This is a genomic window from Wenzhouxiangella sp. XN79A (assembly GCF_012272825.1).
Classification (GTDB): Bacteria; Pseudomonadota; Gammaproteobacteria; order Xanthomonadales; family Wenzhouxiangellaceae.
Window position 1 is genome coordinate 15,956 of the sequence record NZ_JAAWWS010000158.1, and the last position, 19,453, is coordinate 35,408.

General features: G+C 69.5%; 21 protein-coding genes. 4 read left to right on the forward strand and 17 right to left on the reverse strand.

Going from position 1 to position 19,453, the window contains the following annotated elements; genetic code table 11:
- Window positions 1-943 (reverse strand): pilin (locus tag HFP89_RS12920; protein WP_168718084.1); only part of this gene is annotated, 943 nt, incomplete at its 3' end.
- Window positions 940-1,539, reverse strand: a complete 600-nt coding sequence (locus tag HFP89_RS12925) for a carboxymuconolactone decarboxylase family protein (RefSeq protein ID WP_168718085.1) — start codon at window positions 1,537-1,539, stop codon at window positions 940-942. The genes HFP89_RS12920 and HFP89_RS12925, both read right to left, overlap by 4 nt.
- Window positions 1,540-1,613: 74 nt before the next feature.
- Here HFP89_RS12925 and HFP89_RS12930 point away from each other — a divergent pair, with 74 nt between their 5' ends.
- Window positions 1,614-2,126, forward strand: a complete 513-nt coding sequence (locus HFP89_RS12930) for a DUF456 family protein (protein WP_168718086.1) — start codon at window positions 1,614-1,616, stop codon at window positions 2,124-2,126.
- A 61-nt stretch (window positions 2,127-2,187) separates the two neighbouring features.
- On the opposite strand, the gene HFP89_RS12935 is transcribed toward HFP89_RS12930, so the two are convergent.
- The 4 genes from HFP89_RS12935 to HFP89_RS12950 all read right to left on the reverse strand — a co-directional run bounded on the left by HFP89_RS12935 (window position 2,188) and on the right by HFP89_RS12950 (window position 6,289).
- The gene (locus HFP89_RS12935; RefSeq protein WP_168718087.1) at window positions 2,188-2,826 is read right to left on the reverse strand and encodes an alpha/beta fold hydrolase; all 639 of its coding nucleotides are present in this window, start codon (window positions 2,824-2,826) and stop codon (window positions 2,188-2,190) included.
- 267 nt (window positions 2,827-3,093) lie between these two features.
- Entirely contained in the window at window positions 3,094-3,924 is an 831-nt protein-coding gene (locus HFP89_RS12940) for an IPTL-CTERM sorting domain-containing protein (RefSeq protein WP_168718088.1), read from the reverse strand.
- Between the two features lie 144 nt (window positions 3,925-4,068).
- A complete protein-coding gene (gene aspS / locus HFP89_RS12945; protein WP_168718089.1) occupies window positions 4,069-5,844 on the reverse strand; it encodes an aspartate--tRNA ligase in 1,776 nt (591 codons plus the stop codon).
- A gap of 130 nt (window positions 5,845-5,974) precedes the next feature.
- Window positions 5,975-6,289 (reverse strand): zinc ribbon domain-containing protein, encoded by a 315-nt coding sequence (locus HFP89_RS12950; protein ID WP_168718090.1) that lies wholly within the window; start codon window positions 6,287-6,289, stop codon window positions 5,975-5,977.
- Window positions 6,290-6,430: 141 nt separating this feature from the next.
- On the opposite strand from HFP89_RS12950, the gene HFP89_RS12955 reads away from it, so the two are divergent.
- Complete coding sequence (locus HFP89_RS12955) at window positions 6,431-7,093, forward strand: protein kinase family protein (protein ID WP_168718091.1); 663 nt, start codon at window positions 6,431-6,433, stop codon at window positions 7,091-7,093.
- Entirely contained in the window at window positions 7,090-7,665 is a 576-nt protein-coding gene (locus HFP89_RS12960) for a TMEM165/GDT1 family protein (RefSeq protein ID WP_168718092.1), read from the forward strand. The genes HFP89_RS12955 and HFP89_RS12960 overlap by 4 nt, the downstream gene beginning before the upstream one ends.
- Window positions 7,666-7,783: 118 nt before the next feature.
- On the opposite strand, the gene HFP89_RS12965 is transcribed toward HFP89_RS12960, so the two are convergent.
- Window positions 7,784-8,767, reverse strand: coding sequence for an NAD-dependent epimerase/dehydratase family protein (locus HFP89_RS12965; RefSeq protein WP_168718093.1), 984 nt, complete (start codon window positions 8,765-8,767; stop codon window positions 7,784-7,786).
- Window positions 8,768-8,958: 191 nt separating this feature from the next.
- On the opposite strand from HFP89_RS12965, the gene ettA reads away from it, so the two are divergent.
- Window positions 8,959-10,629: an energy-dependent translational throttle protein EttA gene (gene ettA, locus HFP89_RS12970; protein WP_168718094.1), complete on the forward strand. Its 1,671-nt coding sequence runs from the start codon at window positions 8,959-8,961 to the stop codon at window positions 10,627-10,629.
- A gap of 323 nt (window positions 10,630-10,952) precedes the next feature.
- On the opposite strand, the gene HFP89_RS12975 is transcribed toward ettA, so the two are convergent.
- The 10 genes from HFP89_RS12975 to HFP89_RS13020 all read right to left on the reverse strand — a co-directional run bounded on the left by HFP89_RS12975 (window position 10,953) and on the right by HFP89_RS13020 (window position 19,326).
- Entirely contained in the window at window positions 10,953-11,603 is a 651-nt protein-coding gene (locus HFP89_RS12975) for a DUF480 domain-containing protein (protein WP_168718095.1), read from the reverse strand.
- 494 nt (window positions 11,604-12,097) lie between these two features.
- A complete protein-coding gene (locus HFP89_RS12980) occupies window positions 12,098-12,964 on the reverse strand; it encodes a sugar nucleotide-binding protein (RefSeq protein WP_168718096.1) in 867 nt (288 codons plus the stop codon).
- The gene (locus tag HFP89_RS12985; protein WP_168718097.1) at window positions 12,961-13,842 is read right to left on the reverse strand and encodes a glycosyltransferase family 2 protein; all 882 of its coding nucleotides are present in this window, start codon (window positions 13,840-13,842) and stop codon (window positions 12,961-12,963) included. Before HFP89_RS12985 ends, HFP89_RS12980 begins: the two co-directional genes overlap by 4 nt.
- On the reverse strand, window positions 13,824-14,753 hold the full coding sequence (locus tag HFP89_RS12990) for a class I SAM-dependent methyltransferase (protein ID WP_168718098.1): 930 nt from the start codon (window positions 14,751-14,753) through the stop codon (window positions 13,824-13,826). Before HFP89_RS12990 ends, HFP89_RS12985 begins: the two co-directional genes overlap by 19 nt.
- Before the next feature lie 2 nt (window positions 14,754-14,755).
- Window positions 14,756-15,475: an LPS export ABC transporter ATP-binding protein gene (gene lptB, locus HFP89_RS12995; protein ID WP_168718099.1), complete on the reverse strand. Its 720-nt coding sequence runs from the start codon at window positions 15,473-15,475 to the stop codon at window positions 14,756-14,758.
- Window positions 15,475-16,203 (reverse strand): lipopolysaccharide transport periplasmic protein LptA, encoded by a 729-nt coding sequence (gene lptA, locus HFP89_RS13000; RefSeq protein WP_168718100.1) that lies wholly within the window; start codon window positions 16,201-16,203, stop codon window positions 15,475-15,477. Before lptA ends, lptB begins: the two co-directional genes overlap by 1 nt.
- Window positions 16,106-16,732, reverse strand: a complete 627-nt coding sequence (gene lptC, locus HFP89_RS13005) for an LPS export ABC transporter periplasmic protein LptC (protein WP_168718101.1) — start codon at window positions 16,730-16,732, stop codon at window positions 16,106-16,108. Before lptC ends, lptA begins: the two co-directional genes overlap by 98 nt.
- A gap of 7 nt (window positions 16,733-16,739) precedes the next feature.
- Complete coding sequence (locus tag HFP89_RS13010) at window positions 16,740-17,282, reverse strand: 3-deoxy-D-manno-octulosonate 8-phosphate phosphatase (RefSeq protein WP_168718102.1); 543 nt, start codon at window positions 17,280-17,282, stop codon at window positions 16,740-16,742.
- Between the two features lie 11 nt (window positions 17,283-17,293).
- On the reverse strand, window positions 17,294-18,331 hold the full coding sequence (locus tag HFP89_RS13015; protein ID WP_168718103.1) for a KpsF/GutQ family sugar-phosphate isomerase: 1,038 nt from the start codon (window positions 18,329-18,331) through the stop codon (window positions 17,294-17,296).
- Window positions 18,332-18,366: 35 nt separating this feature from the next.
- Window positions 18,367-19,326 carry a calcium/sodium antiporter gene (locus tag HFP89_RS13020; RefSeq protein WP_168718104.1) on the reverse strand — a complete coding sequence of 320 codons (960 nt, stop codon included), beginning with the start codon at window positions 19,324-19,326 and terminating at the stop codon, window positions 18,367-18,369.
- Between the last annotated feature and the right edge of the window lie 127 nt (window positions 19,327-19,453).

Sequence of the window (19,453 nt, forward strand, 5' to 3'; positions counted from 1 at the left end):
CAGGGCCACCACCGGAACCGCCGCCGGAACCGCCGCCAGGGCCACCACCGGAACCGCCGCCGGAACCGCCGCCGGAACCGCCACCGGAACCGCCACCGGAACCGCCGCCGGAACCGCCGCCGGAACCGCCGCCGGAACCGCCACCGGAACCGCCGCCGGAACCGCCGCTGGAACCGCCACCGGAACCGCCGCCGGAACCGCCACCGGAACCGCCACCGGAACCGCCACCGGAACCGCCACCGGAACCGCCACCGGAACCGCCACCGGAACCGCCACCGGAACCGCCACCGGAACCGCCACCGGAACCGCCGCCGGAACCACCGCCGTCACCGCTCGGGGGCGCAGCGTCGCCCGAGCTGCGGCAACCGGCCGGCACATGCTGCGGATTGCCGGAAACCAGTTCGCAGTTCCAGTCCGCGCCCGCCGATGCCGAGGCCATCGAGAATCGGAACTGCAGCACCGGATCGACGGCCGCGCCGGTGTCCTGGGTTTCGATCACCACCGACCCGTCGCCGGCCACTCGAAGGTCGGCGCAGTACCGGGTTTCGCTGAAGTCGATACCGGCCGCTTCGGAGCTGGACGGTGCCTGTCCGCGTCGCATCGCGGTCTGGGCGACGGCCAGCCGGGCCGGGCCGGCGAGGTTCAGGCATTCGCTGACCTTTGCGCGCACGGTGTAGTTGGTGTAGCTCGGCACGGCGATGCCGAGCAGCGTGGCGATCAGGCCGACAACGATCAGGATCTCCAGGATGGTGAAGCCGGACTGGTTGGTTTGACGATGCTGCATGGTGGACTCCGGGGCGGCGCACAGGCGCTCGGGTAACGATTCACCCTGGATATGCAACTCTCGGGCCAGATCCTGCCCCGCCCCTGCCGCCAGGCCCTGCGGCGTTCTCGTCCGCTGCTTGTCCGCCGCTCGTGGGCTCCGAGCGACGCTCTGCGTCAATCCTCGACGCCGTGCCGTGCGCCGGTCCAGCCACCTTCGCCGAGCAGCCGCTGGCCCAGCGCGCGCGGTGCGTCCTCGAGGTCGGTGGCCAGGGAGTCGTTCCAGCGGTTCAGGAAGCCGTACAGGCAGATCGCACCGAGCATTTCGACGATCTGGTCCTCGCTCCAGTGCTCGCGCAGTCGGGCCATGATCCCGGCATCGACCCCGTTCGGCACGCTGCCGGCGGCCAGCGCGAACTCGAGTGCGGCCCGTTCGGCGTCACTGTACAGCGGGCTGGTCCGGTAGTCCCAGAGGGCATCGAGCTTGTCCTGCGACAGGCCGCTGATGCCGGCGGCGATCAGCGAATGCGCTTCGCAGTACTGGCAACCGGCCGCGCGGCTGGCGAAGTGGGCCAGCAGCCGCTTGGTGGCCGGATCGACGGTGCCGTCCGGGTCCATCACCGCCGAGGTCAGGGTGCCGAAGGCCTTCACGATTTCGGGGCGGCGCTGCATCGTCAGCAGACTGTTGGGCACGAAGCCGAGAATCTCGGCGAAGTGGTCGAAGGTCTCGGCCAGTTCGGGGGTGGTCTCGCGGGGCAGCGGGTCCAGGAAGGCCATGCGGTTTCTCCGTCGGTGTCGGGGCGGTCAGGATGAGAGAATGGGACCGGGTTTGCAACGGACGTCTTGCAACGATGGAAACGCTGGTCGAACTGCTGTCGGGATCCGCCGTCTACCTGGGCTGGTTGATCGCCGTTGTGCTGGTGCTGATCGGGCTGGCCGGCGCCATCCTGCCGGCGCTGCCGGGCACGCCGGTGGTGCTGGCCGGACTGGTGCTGATGGCCTGGCTGGGCGACTTCGAGGCCGTGCGCCCGGTCACCCTGGTCTGGCTGACCCTGCTGACCCTGCTGTCGCTGATCATCGACTTCCTGGCCACCGCCGAGGGCGCACGTCGTTTCGGCGCGGGACGCGCGGCGATCCTGGGGGCCACGCTGGGCGTGCTGGTCGGGCTGTTCTTCGGCCTTCCGGGGCTGCTGCTCGGGCCGTTCGTCGGCGCCGTGCTCGGCCACATGGCCGGCCGTGCCCGGCTCGACGACTCGCTGCGCGCCGGCGTCGGCGCCAGCATCGGCGTCCTGGTCGGCACCGTCGCCAAGGTCGTCATCAGCGTCATCATGATCCTCTGGTTCGCCATCGCCTGGTGGTTGTAGCGGTCGCGGCTGCCACGGCTCCACCGAGGGCCGCATGCGCCGCGGCACGACGAGGTCTCCGTCAGTCCGGTTCCGGAAAGTGCCCGGTCGACAGGAAGCCGTCGATCGCGGTGGCGACAGTCCGGGAGAGGACCAGGCCGGTGTGGGAGACGGGCAGGAGGAGGCGATCGGTTTCGCCGTCGAGGCGGGTTTCGAGTTCGGCCACGGTGCCGTCGTGCGGGCGCGGCAGAGGCTGGATCAGGCGTCCGGCGCCCAGGCCACGGGTCCCGGCGATGACGCCGACGTCCCAGCCGCGGGGAGCATGCTGGACGCCGGCGTCCAGCGGGCCGGCCGAGCGTCCGACCAGGCGGCCCATCGCCGGCAGCCGAGCGAGCCTTCGGGCCACGGCCGATCCGTTGACCGGACTGCCGAGCAGGACCAGCCGCGCCGGGGCGAGGTCGGCGCCGAAGCGCTCGAGCATGCGCAGCGCGACCAGTCCGCCGAGGCTGTGGCCGACCAGGTGGGCCGGGCCAGTGCCGATGTACTCGCGAAGTGCCCGGGCGTTGCTGTCGAGAGCGTGCCGGACCGTTGCATAGCCGAAGCGGCGGACCCTCCAGCCGTTGCGGGCCAGTCGACGTTCCAGCGGCCGAAGGCTGAAGGCGCCGTACCAGAGGCCGTGGATCAGGACAATGGGCAGTCGATCGGGCGGGGACGCGGTCACGGGGTCGTCCGGTCGGGGGCACGAGGCCCGGGCTCGCACAGGGTAGCAGCCGGCAGACGGATGGAAAACGTCGAGGTCGAGCGAAGGCCCGGGCGCAGAAGCCCTGGATCGTCAACGGTCCGAAGCGGGTTCTGCATCGAAGCGATCGCTGTGCATTGCCCGGCGATCCGGATAGCCGGTGCGCTTCGCCGGACACGAAAACGGCCGCGCGGGGCGCGGCCGTCGGACAGAACTGATGAGGTTCCGGGCGATCGCCGGTCGGTCGGATCAGACCAGGCGGCGGATGCCGACCACGGCCAGACCGAGCACCAGCAGGATCAGGCCCCACTGCCCGAGTGTCGGAATCGGCGCGGCGCCGCCGGCTTCCAGCGGCAGGACAGCCGAGCTGCCGTCGCCGAACACGGCGATGGCGCCGACCGGCTGGTTGACGATGTCGCCGACCGCGAACACGGTGACCTGGTCCCCCGCATTCAGCGTGACCGGCGCCAGGTCGATCAGGGTCAGCGCGCCGCCCGGGGTGGTCACCTGCAGGTCGTAGGTGCCGGCCGGCACGGTCAGAAAGCCGGAATTGCCCTTGTACGGAACATTCGTCAGACCGCCGACCACGTCACCGCCGTCGGTGCGGATATCGACTTCGGTGGCGGCCGGGTCGCTGGCGAACGGTGCGGCATGCACGATGCGCAGCCGGGCGTCGGTGCCGCCGCGGACCGGCTGGGTGTCGACCAGCGCGAACAGCTCCAGCGGCTGGTTGACGACATTGCCGATCGCGACCACGGTGTAGTCGAGGCCGCTGTCCAGGCTCAGCGTGTCGGTGATCGCGACATCACCGCCCGGCGGCGTGCGGACGTCGACGGTGACGTCGAACGGGTCGGTCATGCCGGTCAGCGGGGTGTAGCCGGTGAAGTTCTCGTAGACCACGCCGGTGAAGGCCTCGGAACCGTTGACGTCGATCGACACTGCCGTGTCGGCGACGACCGGCGCGAAGGGCGCCAGGTGGCCGATGTTCACATTGGCACCGATGCCCTCCCCATCCTGTGCAACCACTCCGCCTGCCCCCAGACTCAGCGAAAGAACGATGGAACTGATCGTCTTCTTCATTGGGTCATTCCCTAGGTGTTGATGGATATACAGCATCGAAAGCGTGAATCACGATCGTGAATCGAACGTGAATCAACGTCGAATCGATCATCCATCGACCCTGGGTCGACCCGTCGCCGGTCGGTTCGAACGAGGGCCGTGCAATCACTCCGATGAACCACCCATGACAACACCGATGTGCAGCTCGCCCAGGGCCTCGGCCTCGATCGTCGACGGTGCGCCGGTCAACGGGCAGCCGGCGGTGGTGGTCTTCGGGAAGGCGATGACTTCGCGGATCGAGTCCTCGCCGGCCATCAGGGCGGCAATCCGGTCGATGCCGAAGGCGATCCCGCCGTGCGGCGGACAGCCGTAGCGCAGGGCTTCGAGCAGGAAGCCGAAGCGGGCCCTGGCCTCGGTCTGGTCGATGCCGAGCACGTCGAACGCCGCCTGCTGCATGGCCGGGTCGTGGATACGGATCGAACCGCCGCCGATCTCGGCGCCGTTGAGCACCATGTCGTAGGCGCGCGACAGCGCGTCGGCCGGCTCCGCCCGGAGTCGGTCCGGATCGGCGACCGACGGTGCGGTGAACGGGTGGTGCAGGGCGTAGTAGCGGCCGTCCTCGGCGTCGAACTCGAACATCGGGAAGTCGACGACCCACAGCGGGGCCCAGCGGTCTTCGACCAGCTCGAGATCGTGGCCCACCTTCAGCCGCACCGCGCCCATGAAGGCCGCCACGGTCATCGCCGGACCGGCGCCGAACAGCAGCAGGTCGCCGTCACCGGCGCCGCTGCGCTCGAGCAGGCCGGCGGCCGTTTCGCCGTCGAGGAATTTCGCGATCGGCGACTGCAGGCCGTCCAGGCCGGCCGATGCATCGTTGATCTTGATCCAGGCCAGTCCCTTCGCCCCGTACTTGCCGGCGTGGGCGGCCAGCTCGTCGATCTGCTTGCGCGAAAGTCCGGCACCGCCCGGAACGCGCAGTGCAGCCACCCGGCCGGTCGGGTCGGCGGCCGGTCCGGCGAACACCTTGAACTCCGAGTCGACGACCAGGTCGTCGACGTCGACCAGCTCCAGCGCGATGCGCAGGTCGGGCTTGTCGGAGCCGTAGCGGCGCATCGCCTCGGCCCAGCTCATGCGCGGGAACGGGTCGGGCAGCTCGACCTGGAGCACCTCGGCGAACACCTGGCGAACCAGTCCTTCGGCCAGGCCCTGGACGTCGGCTTCTTCGACGAAGGCCATCTCGATGTCCAGCTGGGTGAACTCGGGCTGGCGATCGGCTCTGAGGTCCTCGTCACGGAAGCAGCGGGCGATCTGGTAGTAGCGGTCCATGCCGCTCATCATGAACAGCTGCTTGAAGATCTGCGGCGATTGCGGCAGCGCGTAGAAGCGGCCGGCATTGACCCGGCTGGGCACCAGGTAGTCGCGCGCGCCCTCGGGCGTGGCGCGGGTCAGGATCGGGGTCTCGAGGTCGAGGAAGTCGCGCGTCTCGAGGTGATGACGGATGGCCGAGGTCAGCTTCGAGCGCAGCCGCAGGTTGTTCTGCATCCGCGGCCGGCGCAGGTCGAGATAGCGATACTTGAGCCGCACTTCCTCGCCGTCCTCGTCGGTCATCAGCAGCGGCAGCGCGGCCGAGCCGTTGAGCAGCTCCAGGGTCGCGGCCACGACTTCGACCTTGCCGGTCTTCATGTCGGCGTTCCACTGGCTTTCCGGGCGCATCCGCACCGTGCCGGTGATCCTGACGCAGAACTCGTTGCGCAGCGTCTCGGCGACCGCGAAGCCCTCCGGGTTGTCCGGTTCGACGACCACCTGGACGATGCCGGCGTGGTCGCGCAGACCGATGAAGACCAGCCCGCCGAGGTCGCGGCGGCGATCGACCCAGCCGCACAGGGTGACGGTCTGCCCGTCGAGGGCCTCGCTGACCCGGCCGCAGAGATGGCTACGCATGGAATGACTCCTGGAAAATCGGAACGTGGATCGAATGTGGATGGACAGTGAATCGACAGTGAATCGGGGACGAACGGACGATGCCGGGCCGGAGGTCGCCGGCCCGGCCCGGGACATCAGGCCGTAGCGGTCACGCCGCAGCCGACGAGGTCGTGCTCGACGAAGCGCTCGAGGTCGACTTGGCCGGCTTGGCGTCGCCGCCGGCGTCCTTGGACGAATCGGACTTGGCAGGCTTGTCGTCGCCGGCCAGGTTCTTCTTGCCGTCCTTCTTGAAATCGGTCTCGTACCAGCCGCCGCCCTTGAGCCGGAAGCCGGCCGCCGAGACGAGCTTGTCCAGCGCGTCCTGACCGCAGTCCGGGCAGGTGGTCAACGGGTCGTCGGAAATCTTCTGCAGCTTCTCGAGGCGGTGGCCGCAATTCGAACACTGGTATTCATAGATCGGCATGGGTTCAATCCTCCCGTCAGGTGGCGCCGAAATGGGGCCGCCCTGCGCAATTTTCGAGTCCCCGCTGTTCGGGGTGCGCGGCGATGCGCGGTTCAACCCGGTATTATGACGCGTTTCCCCGCACCCCGGAGCCTGCAACCCTTGGGCGATCCCGCCACGAACCCGCCGCCGGCGCCCGAACAGATCCACCAGGCGCTGTGCGCCGGCGCGCTGAAGTCGGCGCGCCCGCTGGCTCGCGGCCACCAGGGCTGGTTGTTCGGGCTTGCCATCAACGGCTACCGGCTGGCCGTCAAGACGCCGGCCGGCGGGGCCGGCGCTTTCCTGCATCGGCGCACGCTGCGCCGCGAGCATCGGGCCTATCGACGCCTCGACGGCCTGCCCGGTTTCGCGCGTTGCCACGGCCTGTTCGACGATCGATGGCTGGTACTCGACGAGATCGACGGGCGGCCATTTCGCGACGCCTCGGCCGACGGAGCCGTCGGAGCCGACTTCTTCGACCGCCTGCTCGAGGTCGTTCGGGCGATGCACGAGCGCGGCGTGGCGCACGGCGACTTCAAGCGCAAGTCGAACCTGATGGTCGATGCCGAAGGACGTCCGTGGATCGTCGACCTGGGCACCGCGGTGCTGCGTCGAGACCGGTTCGCGCCGCTCAACCATGCGCTGTTCCGGACCCTGGCCCAGACCGACCTGAACGCCTGGGTCAAGCTCAAGTACGGCGGGTATGCCGGGGTCAGCGAGGCCGATCGTGCCCTGTTGCGCCCGACGCTTCCGGAGCGCCTGGCCCGCGCGTTCCGCCGCGCATGATCGAGGCCCTGCTGATCAGCCTGGCCACCGTCGGCGTGGCCGAACTCGGCGACAAGACCCAGCTGCTGGTGCTGATGCTGGCCCGTCGCTTCCGGCGTCCGGTGGCCGTGGGCCTGGGCCTGGTCGCGGCGCTGGCGCTGTCCAACCTGGTCGCGGCGCTGTTCGGTCGCTGGATCGACAGCCTGCTGCCCGACGCGCTGCTGGCCTGGCTGGTCGGCGGCCTGTTCGTCGCCATCGGCGTCTGGACCGCGCTCGGGGACGAGGACGATGACGACGATGCAGCGCCGCCGGTGTCCGGCCGGCGCGCGTTCGCCAGCGTCTTCGGCGTGTTCCTGCTGGCCGAGCTCGGCGACAAGTCCCAGCTGACCACCGTCGGCCTGTCGGCGTCGCTGGCGGACTGGTGGGTGGTTGCACTCGGCGCCACGCTGGGGGCGGCCCTGGTCAACCTGCCGGTGATCTGGATCGGCCACGCCATGCAGTCCCGGCGGCTGGCCTCGGCGTTCCGCTGGGGCGGGGCGGGGCTGTTCGTGGTGATCGGGGTGGCGGTGATCCTGGCCGGGGGGCTGGGTTGACGTGAGGGACGAGGGGCCGGGAGGGACCAGGGTAGAGGGGCGAGTGAAGTTTGCACGCTGCTCGGTGGCTCACCCACTCGCCCCTAGTCCCTAGTCCTTAGTCCCTAGTCCCTAGTCCCTAGTCCCTCGCGCTGCGTGCCAGCCTCGCCAGCCCCTCGTCCATCGACACGGCCGGCGCCCAGTCCAGGTCGCGCTTCGCCGCGGCGATCGAGAACCAGTGGGCGGTGGTCAGGTGGTCGACGACGAAGCGTGAGATCGGCGGGTCGCGCTTCAGGCGCAGGCCGCGCCAGAGCGCTTCGACGACGGTGGCCGCGGCCATCGCGATCTTCGGGTTGACGGTGCCGATGCGCGGTGTCTCACCGGCGGCCTCCAGCAGGCCGCGCAGGATGTCGACGACCGGCCGCGGTTCGTCGTTGGTGATGAAGTAGGCCCGGCCGGCCGAGCGAGCCGGGCCGGCCAGGTCGTCGAGGGCCCTGACGTGCGCCTCGGCGGCGTTGTCGATGTAGACGGTGTCGATCTTCTTTTCCGGCGCCGGCAGCTTCAGTCGTCCGGCGCGGTTGCGCGCGATCAGCCGCGGCAGCAGATGGTTGTCGCCGGGGCCCCAGATCAGGTGCGGACGCAGCGCGCACACGCGCAGATCGCTGCCGTTCGCACCCAGCGCGATCCGTTCGGCCTCGGCCTTGGTCGCCGGATACGGCGCCGGGTGGTGGGTGGCCAGCGGCAGCGACTCGTCGCCGCCCTCGATATCGCCGCCGGCGTGGACCACGCTGGGCGAGGAGGTGTGCACCAGCAGGCCGACTCCGTGTTTCCGGCAGGCGTCGACCACGTTGCCGGTGCCGACGACATTGGCGGCGACGAACTCCGGGGCGTACAGGCCGGGGCCGGCCTTGGCCGCGACGTGGATCACCGCATCGCGGCCGCGGCAGGCGGCATTCACCGCTTCGGCATCGGCGATGTCGCCGCGGTGCTGCTCGACCTCCAGCGCGTCCAGGGCCGGATAGGCCGAGCGGTTCAGCGTCGCGACCGTGTGCCCGCGTGCGAGCAGCGATTGGACCACGGCCTGGCCGAGAAAGCCGCCGCCGCCGGTGACCAGGATGTTCATTCGTCGTGCTCTCCGAAGGGCCGGGTGCGCAGCGGACGGTCCCAAGACCCCGCCGGGCGCGGAAATTCCGTATCCTACGCGGCTTGTCGCCTCGACGCGTCGGTGAAGCGCCTTCGCCGATGTCGCGGCGCGCCTTTGTTTCGGGCGCGTCCGCCCGCATTGTTGTCCGCATTCGATCAAGGTCTCCTGCCATGGCCCAGTACGTCTACACCATGAACCGCGTCAGCAAGGTGGTTCCGCCGAACCGCACGCTGATCAAGGACATTTCCCTGTCGTTCTTCCCCGGCGCCAAGATCGGCGTGCTCGGCCTGAACGGCGCCGGCAAGTCGACCGTGCTGCGGATCATGGCCGGGGTCGATACGGAGTTCGACGGCGAGGCCCGGCCGCAGCCCGGCATCCAGATCGGTTACCTGCCGCAGGAGCCGGAACTGCCCGAGGACAGTACCGTGCGCGAAGCGGTGATGGACGGCCTGGGCGAGATCCGTGACCTGCTCGAGCGCTTCGACGAGATTTCCGAGAAGTTCGCCGAGCCGATGTCCGACGACGAGATGAACGAGCTGCTCGCCGAGCAGGCCGAGCTGCAGGACAAGATCGATTCGGCCGGTGGCTGGGACCTGGACCGCACGCTGGAAGTCGCCGCCGACGCGCTGCGCCTGCCGGCCTGGGACACGCAAATCAAGGTGCTGTCCGGCGGCGAGCGGCGCCGCGTCGCGCTGTGCCGGCTGCTGCTGTCGAAGCCCGACATGCTGCTGCTCGACGAGCCGACCAACCACCTCGACGCCGAGTCGGTGGCCTGGCTGGAGCGCTTCCTGCACGACTTCGACGGCACCGTGATGGCGGTGACCCACGACCGCTACTTCCTCGACAACGTCGCCGGCTGGATCCTCGAAATGGACCGCGGCCACGGCATCCCGTTCCAGGGCAACTACTCGTCGTGGCTGGAGCAGAAGGAAGCGCGCCTGAAGGTCGAGGAGAAGCAGGAACAGGCCCACCAGCGCGCGATGCGCGAAGAGCTGGAGTGGGTCCGGACCAACCCGAAGGGCCGCCAGGCCAAGAGCAAGGCGCGCCTGAAGCAGTTCGAGGAGCTGAATTCGAAGGAATTCCAGGCCCGCAACGAGACCCAGCAGATCTACATTCCGCCCGGTCCCCGCCTCGGCGACCAGGTCATCGAGGTCGAGCACCTGAGCAAGGCCTTCGGCGACAAGCTGCTGATCGACGACCTGAGCTTCAAGGTGCCGCCGGGCGCCATCGTCGGCATCATCGGCGGCAACGGCGCCGGCAAGTCGACGCTGTTCCGCATGATCGCCGGCGAAGAGCGGCCCGACGCCGGTACGATCACGGTGGGCTCCACCGTCGAGCTGGGCTACGTCGACCAGAAGCGCGACAGCCTCGACGGCGATCGCCAGGTCTGGGAAGAGATTGCCGACGGGGCCGAGATGATCCAGGTCGGCAACTACTCGATTCCCGCTCGCGCCTATGCCAGCCGCTTCAACTTCAAGGGCTCGGACCAGCAGAAGCGCGTCGGCCAGCTGTCGGGCGGTGAGCGCAACCGGGTCCACCTGGCCAAGGTGCTGCGCTCCGGCGGCAACGTGCTGATGCTCGACGAGCCGACCAACGACCTCGACGTCGAAACCCTGCGTGCGCTGGAAGAAGCCCTGCTGGCCTTCCCCGGCTGCGTGCTGGTGACCTCGCACGACCGCTGGTTCCTCGACCGCATCGCCACCCACGTGCTGGCCTTCGAGGGCGACTCGCACGTCGAGTGGTTCGAGGGTAACTTCTCCGACTACGAAACCGACCTCAAGCGCCGCAAGGGCGAACAGGCCGGCCCGCACCGCATCAAGTACAAGCGCATCGACGGGTAGGCGCTTCGATCGACGTCGCGCCATCGGCATCTGGATGATGGGCGCGAAGACGCGAAGACGCGAAGAGAAAAGCAAGAAGCAGGGTCCGGGAAGGAGGTTGGCGGATCTTCCCGTGCGGCGGGAAGCGGGTCGGCCCGCTTCCTAGGAACGGCTCGCACCGAAGGGAACGCGCCAGTCGTTTCGGGCTGCTCGCGCCTTGGTCCCGAGCGGAATTCAGGCAGGCTAAAAAAAGACCTTCTTTTTCTTTTCTGCCTTTCTCTTCGCGTCTTTGCGTCTTTGCGCAATTCATCTGGGGAATCGAGCAGCCAGGCCCGAACGAAGCCTCAGTCTTCGAGCCGGGCTTCGAGGTCGGCGACGCGGGCTTCGAGGGCTTCGATTCGGGCGATGAGGTCCGGGGAGGCGCTCGATTCGGCCAGGGCATCGTCGGCCTGCGGGGCGGCGCGGCCGGCCTCGGCGGTCACCGGGCCGCACAGGCGGTGCATGTAGCGGTCCTCGCGCTGGCCCGGGCCCTTCGGAATGCGGATCGCCATCGGCGCATCACCGCTGCACAGCCGTTCCAGCGCGTATTCGACGTCCTCGAGTTCGTCGAAGCGATGCAGGCGCGATGAACGGCTGAACAGCTCGGCCAGGGTCTGCGGACCGCGCAGCAGCATCAATCCGATCAGCGCCTTCTGCTCGCGGGTCAGCTTCAGACCCGACTCGACGCGATGAGCATATCGAGCCGCCCGCGCGCCGTACTCGCTCTTGGCCAGCCCGCGCGTTTCCAGCTTGCGCAGCGCCTGGCCGACCTGGCCTTCGGTCAGGTTCATCTGCGGATGCCGGCTGGTCTTCTGGTTCGCCGCCGTGCGCGCCGCGTTCTCGGTCAGTGGATACGTTTCCGGCGTCGTCGCCTCCTTTTCGATCAGGCACCCCAGCACCCGGGCCTCCTCTTGCGAAAGCGGTTCATCCAATGGCAGCGGCGCGTCGTCGTTCATGGTCGGGGCTCCGTTCTGGGGTGGGTGGCGAATTCGGTTAGATGATAGTCGCGAAGAGGAGAAAGGGCGCGAAGGGAAAAGGAAAGAAACACAGGCTTCAGGGTTCGGGTTTCAGGTTTCAGGAAAAACCACAAGCAACAATCAACAACCAACAACCAACAACCAGAATGCGTTCTCTCGCAGAGGCGCGGAGGCGCGGAGAAGACAAAGAACGGATAGAGCCATCGGCCCTGGAATGAACAGCCTGTGGGAGTGAGCTTGCGAGCGAAAGCCAGTGGCTGGACCGGGATCGCTCGCAAGCTCACTCCCACAGGCGGGGAGGGCCTTCGCGGCTCGTGGGGGGAGATCGGTTTTCCATCCCGGCCTGGTTTCCTCTGCGCCTTCGCGTCTCTGCGAGAGAACGCTCTTGACTGGCTTTTCCTGTTGGCTTTTCTCTTCGCGCCTTTGCGTCCATCCTCCGAACGCCGCTTGCGAAAGTGCCGAACGAAGCCGAGTCAGTCCGGCGAGAACGACGGCCGGAAGGGTCGGGGGTTCCAGCCGAGCTGTTCGCGGGCGGGGGTGTCGTCGACGGCCAGGTCCATGCGCTGGCGGCGGATCATGGCCGGGGTGACGGTCGTCATCCGGCCGAACAGGTGGGCGACGCGCAGGCCCGTGGTCAGCAACGGCGCGGGGACCTGGACGATCGACGGATCGGCGCCGGCGGCCGAGGCGATCCGGCGGACGAAGTCGGGGTAGGGCAGGGTCTCGCCGCCGCCGAGGTCGAAGACTTCGAAGCCGCGGCCCTGGCGGGCGACCAACGTGGTCATCAGCCGGGCCAGATCGTCGGCGTGGACCGGCTGGCGCAGGCCGCGGCCGGCGATCGGCAGCCGGCGTTTCGTCCGGGCGGCCTCGGCGATTACCGAGATGTTGCGATCGTGCCGGCCGCCGTAGATCAGCGTCGGTCGCAAGAGCGTGACGTCGGCGGCGCGGCGCTCGGCCCACTCCCCGAGCCGCAGCTCGGCGTCGGCCAGTTCGCGCATCATCGCGCGCTCGTCGGGATCCGGCGAGTCCTGCTTGAAGCGGACGCTGGCCGAGCCCAGCGCGATGACCCGGCGGACCGCCGGCAGGCGCTCGAGCTGACGGCGGGCCAGCGACAGCGGACCGGCGCTGAGCAGCACGTGGGTCTCGACCTTCAGCGGCTCGCGCGCCAGATCGTGCTGCATCCACATCACGTTCGGCAGCTCGGCATCGGGCACCCGGCGCGACACCGCGATGATCGGCACGCCGGCCTTGGAGAGCCGCTCGAGCAGGCCGCGGCCGACCGCGCCGGTGGCGCCGAGCACCAGCACCGGCGCCGGGCCGCCCGCCAGGCCCGGGATCACGAGGCCCTCCGCTCGCGGCGCGCGGCGAACGGCGCGCGCAAGGTTTCGCTGACTTTCAGCGCCAGCCACCACAACGGTCGCTGCCAGGCCCGGCGGCCGGTCGCGATATGACGGGTCAGGTACAGCCACAGGCCGCGGTGCTTGGCGCGCAGGATCCGGACGTGCTGTCCGCTCGACGACGCGCCGCCGACGTGGCGGACCGTTACCTCGGGCACCCAGCGCAGCGTGCCGCCGGCCGCCCGCAGGCGGGCGAACAGGTCCAGGTCCTCGAAGTGCAGCGGATAGTCCGTGTCGAAGCCGCCGACGGCCTCGAACGCCGTGCGACGGACCAGCATGCAGGCGCCCGAGACGCCTTCGATTTCGATCGAGCGCTCGGGCGCCGGGGTGTGGGTCCGGTCGATCCCCGATATGCCGGGCAATACTTCGCCGAGAATGCGCAGCGCGCTCGGTTCGCGGCGCCGGCTGGCGCGCTGCTCGCGCCCGTCGGCGCCGACCACGCGCGGCCCGAGCAGCACGCACTCGGGATGTGCGTCCAGTTCCGCGATCAGCCGGGCCAGGTCGTCGGCTCGGAGCTCGGCATCGGGGTTGAGCAGCAGCAGGAATTCGCGCTCGGCGCCGGCCGCGGCGCGGTTCATGCCGGCGGCGAAGCCGAGGTTGGTGCCGGCGCGGTCGATCGTCAGCCCGGGTGCTTCGATGCCGTCCAGGCTGTCGTCGCTGGAGCCGTTGTCGACAATGCGGATCTCGGCCGCCGAATCGGCATCGACGGCCAGGGCGTCGATGCAGCGGCGCAGGCAGTCGCCGGCGTTGTAGTTGACGATCAGCACGGAGACGCGCGCCAGCACCATCCCGGCCGCGCCGCTCAGCGACCCGTCAGCCACCGGCGCAGGCGCGTCCACGGTGAATCGGCTCCGCGTTCGAGGTCGGCCAGTCGTTCGCGCAGGCGCTCGATCTCGCGCTCGCGTTCGGCCAGCAGCTCGCCGGCCCGGATGTGCCTGGCGACCTCGTCGTTGTAGTGGGCGTAGACGCTCTCGGCCGTATCGGTGAACAGCGACAGCGCCGGCGGCGCGGGCAGGTCCACGCCGTCGCCGGCGGCCATGGCCAGGAAGTACAGCGGCTCGACGTGCGGACGCGGATCCCGGCTCACGCCGCGGTCGTCGTCGGCGGTCAGGTGCTCGGCGCCGGTCGGCGCATCGTCGTCCAGCGCCCAGACCAGCGAGTGGAACATCAGCTTCTGACCCGAAAGCCGATAGTTCGGGAAGTGGCGGCCCAGCAGCGCTTCGAGTTCGTCGCGGTACAGCTCGCGGACGTGGAACTCGTTGTCGTAGCCGGTCAGGTCGGAGTAGGTGCGCTTGTCCGGCGAGGACAGCAGCAGCACGCCGTCGGGTTTCAGCACGCGGCGGAAGCCGGCCAGCAGGTCGTCGTGCTCGGCCAGGTGTTCCAGCGTTTCGAACGACACGACCACGTCGAAGCGGTTCTCGTCGAAGGGCAGGTCCAGCGCATCGGCCTGCTGGAAGCTCAGGTGATCGGCGGAGTAGCGGCGCCGGGCGTGCGCCACGGCCTTCGGGTCGACGTCGACGCCGACGACCGACTTTGCCGCATCGGCCAGCAGGTGGCTGCCGTAGCCTTCGCCGCAGGCGCAGTCGAGCACGTCCTTGTCGCGGACCAGGCCGCGGGCCCAGGCGTAGCGGTGCCAGTGCTCGTAGACGATCTCGCGCACGCACTCGGGCGTGAAGCGCTCGCCGGTGAACTCCAGCGCGTCGTCGGATCCGGGTGCGGGCTGCGCGGCCATCGCTACAGCCGGAATTCCTTGCCGAGGTAGACGTTGCGTACGTCCTCGTCGGCCAGTACCGCGTCCGGCGGGCCCTGGGTCAGCACGCGGCCTTCGGAGATGATGTAGGCGCGGTCGCAGATGCCGAGGGTCTCGCGGACGTTGTGGTCGGTGATCAGGATGCCGATGTCGCGGTCGCGGAGATGGGCGACGATGCGCTGGATCTCGCCGACGGAAATCGGATCGACGCCGGCAAAGGGTTCGTCGAGCAGGATGAAACGCGGCTCGGCGGCCAGCGCGCGGGCGATCTCGACCCGCCGCCGCTCGCCGCCGGACAGGCTCACGCCCATCTGGTCGGCCAGGTGGCCGACCGCGAACTCGTCCATCAGGCGGGTCAGCTCGGCCTCGCGGCCGTCGCGGTCCAGGTCCTTGCGCAGTTCCAGGATGGCCAGGATGTTGTCGCGCACCGACAGCCGGCGGAAGATCGAGGCTTCCTGCGGCAGGTAGCCCAGGCCCAGTCGGGCGCGGCGGTGCATGTTGGCCCGGGTGATGTCGGTGTCATCGAGCTCGATCCGGCCGCCGTCGGCCGGGACCAGGCCGACGACCATGTAGAAACAGGTGGTCTTGCCGGCACCGTTCGGGCCGAGCAGACCGACCACTTCGCCGCGGTGCACCTCCAGCGATACGCCGTGGACCACGGCGCGTCCGCGATAGCGCTTGACCAGGTTCTCGGCGCGCAGCATCAGCGGTCGTCCGGGTCCGTGGCCGGGTCTTCATCGGCCGGCGGTTCGGGGTCCGGCTCGGACTCGGACTCGGCTTCGGACCGGGCCTCGACCTGGACCCGGACCGCAGCGGCCTCGTCGCTGCCGCTGTCGTCGCCTGCGCCGTTGCCGGTGGTCGATTCCGGAGTCGGCTCGGCCCCGGTTTCCTGCGGTGGCGGCGTGACCGTCGACCGCGGATCGGACATCGTCTCGGGCTCGATGATGACGCGCACCCGATCGTTGCCGGTGCTGCGGCCGGCCAGGCTCTCGGCGGTCAGGTCGTAGACCAGTTCATCGCCGGTGAACTCGCCCTGCTGGTGGCGGATGACCGCGTTGCCGGTCAGGGTGACGACGTTGGCCAGGACGTCGTAGTGCAGCGCGGTCGATTCGCCGGTGACGATCGAGCCGTCGCTGAGCTCATCGCGCCAGGTGATCGGACTGCCTTCGAGTTCGACCTCCGAAATCTGGCCGTCGAGCTGGCGGAGCACGCCGCGGTCGGCCTGCACGGCCATGGCCCCGCGGGTGATCGAGACATCGTTCTCGAACCGCGTCACACCGGCGCGCAGATCGTAATGGCTCTCGACCGCGTAGATGTCGATCGGCGGTTCGACCTCAGCGTCGTCCTGGGCCCGGACTGTCGTCGTTGCCGTCGCCGCGACGAGCGCCAGCAGCGGCAGCAGTACCCGCGTCGCGATAGGTCGCGTGAACATCGTTTTGAAGCTCCAGCCGGTCATCGTTCAACAAGTAGACAAGAGTACCACCGACCAGCTCGCTTCCCGCCTGCGTGAAGCGCACCGTCTCCGGCGCGGTCAGGCGCCCGGTCCGGCGATCGTAGTCCAGCCGCTCGGTCTCGATCCGGATCTCGCCGCGCGGATCCGGTCGGGTCAGCACCACGGCGCCTTCGAGCTGCAGTTCCTCGTCGGCGCGCGCCAGCCGGCCGCGCTCGGCCCGGCCGCGCCAGTCGGCGGGTTCGCCGGGCACGACGAAACGGGGGTCGACCAGCAGCGCGGTGCGGGTCTTCGGGTCGTGTTCCAGACGCGGGCCGGCCACACGCAGCGTCTGTCGGCCGGTTTCGTCGAACACAACGGCATCGAAGTCGGTCAGGGCATAGTCGAACGGCACGGCCGGCCGGCCGGTGCCGGCGTCCCCGCCGTCGATCTGCCGGCCGATCCACCAGTTCGCCAGCACGGCCAGCACCAGCACGGCGCTGGCCAGCCACCAGGTCCGGCGGCGGCTCACCGCGGCGTCACCCGAAGCTGTTCCGCCACTCCGACAGCTTGCCGCGGGCGGTCAACAGCAGTTCGCAGAGCTCGCGCACCGCGCCGCGGCCGCCTGCGCTGGGTGCGACGAAGTCGCACTGGCCGGCGATCCACGGATCGGCATCGATCGGGCAGGCCTTGAAGCCGGCGTCGCGCAGCGCCGGCCAGTCGACCAGGTCGTCGCCCATGTAGGCGGTGTGGCGGGCATGGACACCGGTCGCGTCGAGCAGTTCGGCGAACGCCGCGCCCTTGTCCTCGCGGCCCTGGACCAGGTGCTCGATGCCCAGCTCGGCCATGCGCTTGCGGACCAGTCGGGATTCGCGCGCGGTCAGGGCGGCGACCCGGATGTCGTAGCGCATCAGCGCCTTCAGGCCGAGCCCGTCGCGGGAGTAGAAGGCCTTGATTTCCTGGCCGGCGTCGTCGCGGTACAGGCGGCCGTCGGTCATCACGCCGTCGATGTCGAACACGGCCAGGCGAACGGATTTCGCCTTCTCGAGCAGGTCGTCGTCGACCGGGGTCGGTTTGTTCATCACGGGCTCCTTCAGACCACGCCGGCCTGCAGCAGGTCCTGGAAGTTCAGTGCGCCGACCAGGCGGTGCTCGGCGTCGACCACCAGCAGGCCCTGGATGCGGCGGGCCTGCATCTGTTCCACCGCGCTGGCGGCCAGCGCGTCCGGGCCGATGGTCTGCGGCGAGGCGGTCATCAGTTCGCGCACCGGCGTGGTGCGGATGTCGCCGATGCCGTCCAGACCCCGGCGGAGGTCGCCGTCGGTCAGCACGCCGACCACTCTGCGGTCGTCGTCGATCACCGCGCACAGGCCCAGCCGGCCGCGGGTGATTTCGACGATGGCGTCGGACACGGTCCGGTCCGGCCCGGTCTTCGGAACCGCTTCGCCGGCGTGCATCACGTCGCTGATGTGCAGCAGCAGCCGCTTGCCCAGCGAGCCGCCGGGGTGCGAGCGGGCGAAGTCCTCGGCGGTGAAGCCCCGGGCTTCGAGCAGCGCGATGGCCAGCGCATCGCCCATGGCCAGCTGGGCCGAGGTCGACGCGGTCGGCGCCAGGCCCAGCGGGCAGGCCTCGCGGTCGACGCCGGTGTCGAGGTGGACATCGGAATGACGCGCCAGCGTGGAGTCCGGGTTGCCGGTCATCGCGATCAGCGTCACGCCCAGCCGCTTGATCATCGGCAGCAGCGCCAGCAGCTCGGCGGTTTCGCCCGAGTTCGACAGCGCCACCAGCAGGTCGCCGGCGCGGATCATGCCGAGGTCGCCGTGGCTGGCCTCGGCCGGGTGGACGAAGAAGGCCGGCGTGCCGGTCGAGGCCAGCGTGGCCGCCAGCTTGTGGCCGATGTGGCCGGACTTGCCCATGCCGGTGACGATCAGGTGGCCGTGGCCGGCCAGGATTCGCCGGCAGGCCTCGACGAAGGCATCGTCCAGCCGCCGGCCCAGCGCGGTGATCGCCCGGGCCTCGGTGTCGAGCACTTCTCTGGCGCGCGCCAGCAGCGCGGCCGCATCGATCGGCGGGGCGCCGACGCCGGGGGCGGCATCGGAAGACGGCGTCGAGTCGTGAGCTGAATTCGCCATGCCGCTAGTGTACCCCGCCGTTCCTTCCGTACCGCTCAGCCCAGCGCCTCGTACAGCACCACGAACTGGTAGACCAGGTAGGCCGCCAGCAGTACCGCGCCCTCGCCGCGCCCGACGCGCTTGGAGGTGTAGGCCGCGATCGCCAGCACCACGAAGATGCCGGCCATCACCGACAGGTCCCGCCAGAGCAGGATCGGCTCGATCGTCATCGGATGGATCAGCGCGGCGATGCCGAGCACGCCGAGCAGGTTGAACAGGTTCGAGCCCAGGATGTTGCCGATGGCCAGGTCGTCTTCCTTCTTCAGTGCGCTGGCCACGGCCGCGGCCAGCTCGGGCAGGCTGGTGCCCAGGGCGACCACGGTCAGGCCGATGACGGCCTCGGACACGCCGATCATCACCGCCATCGCGACCGCGCCGTCGACCAGCATCTGGGCCGAGACCGGCAGTACGATCAGGCCCACGACGGTCCAGATCACCGCCGTCTTCGCCGGCATGCCCTCGGGAATCTCGGCCAGCAGCGCCTCGGTGGTCGGGTCGCTCCTGGTCTGCGCGACCATGCGGAAGGCCATCGAGGCGAGGAACAGGAACAACCCGCCGATCAGGATCACGCCGTCGACCCGGCTCAGCGCGCCGTTGGCCATCAGCACCGCGGTCAGCACGGTGACCACGGCCAGGATCGGAAACTCGCGGCGGCGCGCCGTGGCCTCGACGGCCATCGGGTAGATCAGCCCGGTCAGGCCCAGGATCAGGCCGACATTGGCGATGTTCGAGCCCAGTGCATTGCCGACGGCCAGCGAGGGATTGCCTTCCAGGGAGGCGAGCGCCGAGACGACCATTTCCGGCGCCGAGGTGCCGAAGCCGACGATGGTCAACCCGACCACCATCGGCGAGACGCCGAAGTTCCGGGCCAGCGCCGAGGCACCCTCGACCAGCCGGTCGGCCGACCAGATCAGCAGCACGAAGCCGGCGGCCAGCTGCAGCAGTGCGATCGTCATGGGGTGCGTCCTGCGCGGGCGGATGGAACCATCGATTCGTTTACCATGTCGGATTGAGCCTTCGGACACGCTCCGCTCGCGCGGGGCGCGCCCCGTTATCCATCATCTCGGGAAAACCGCCGACCAG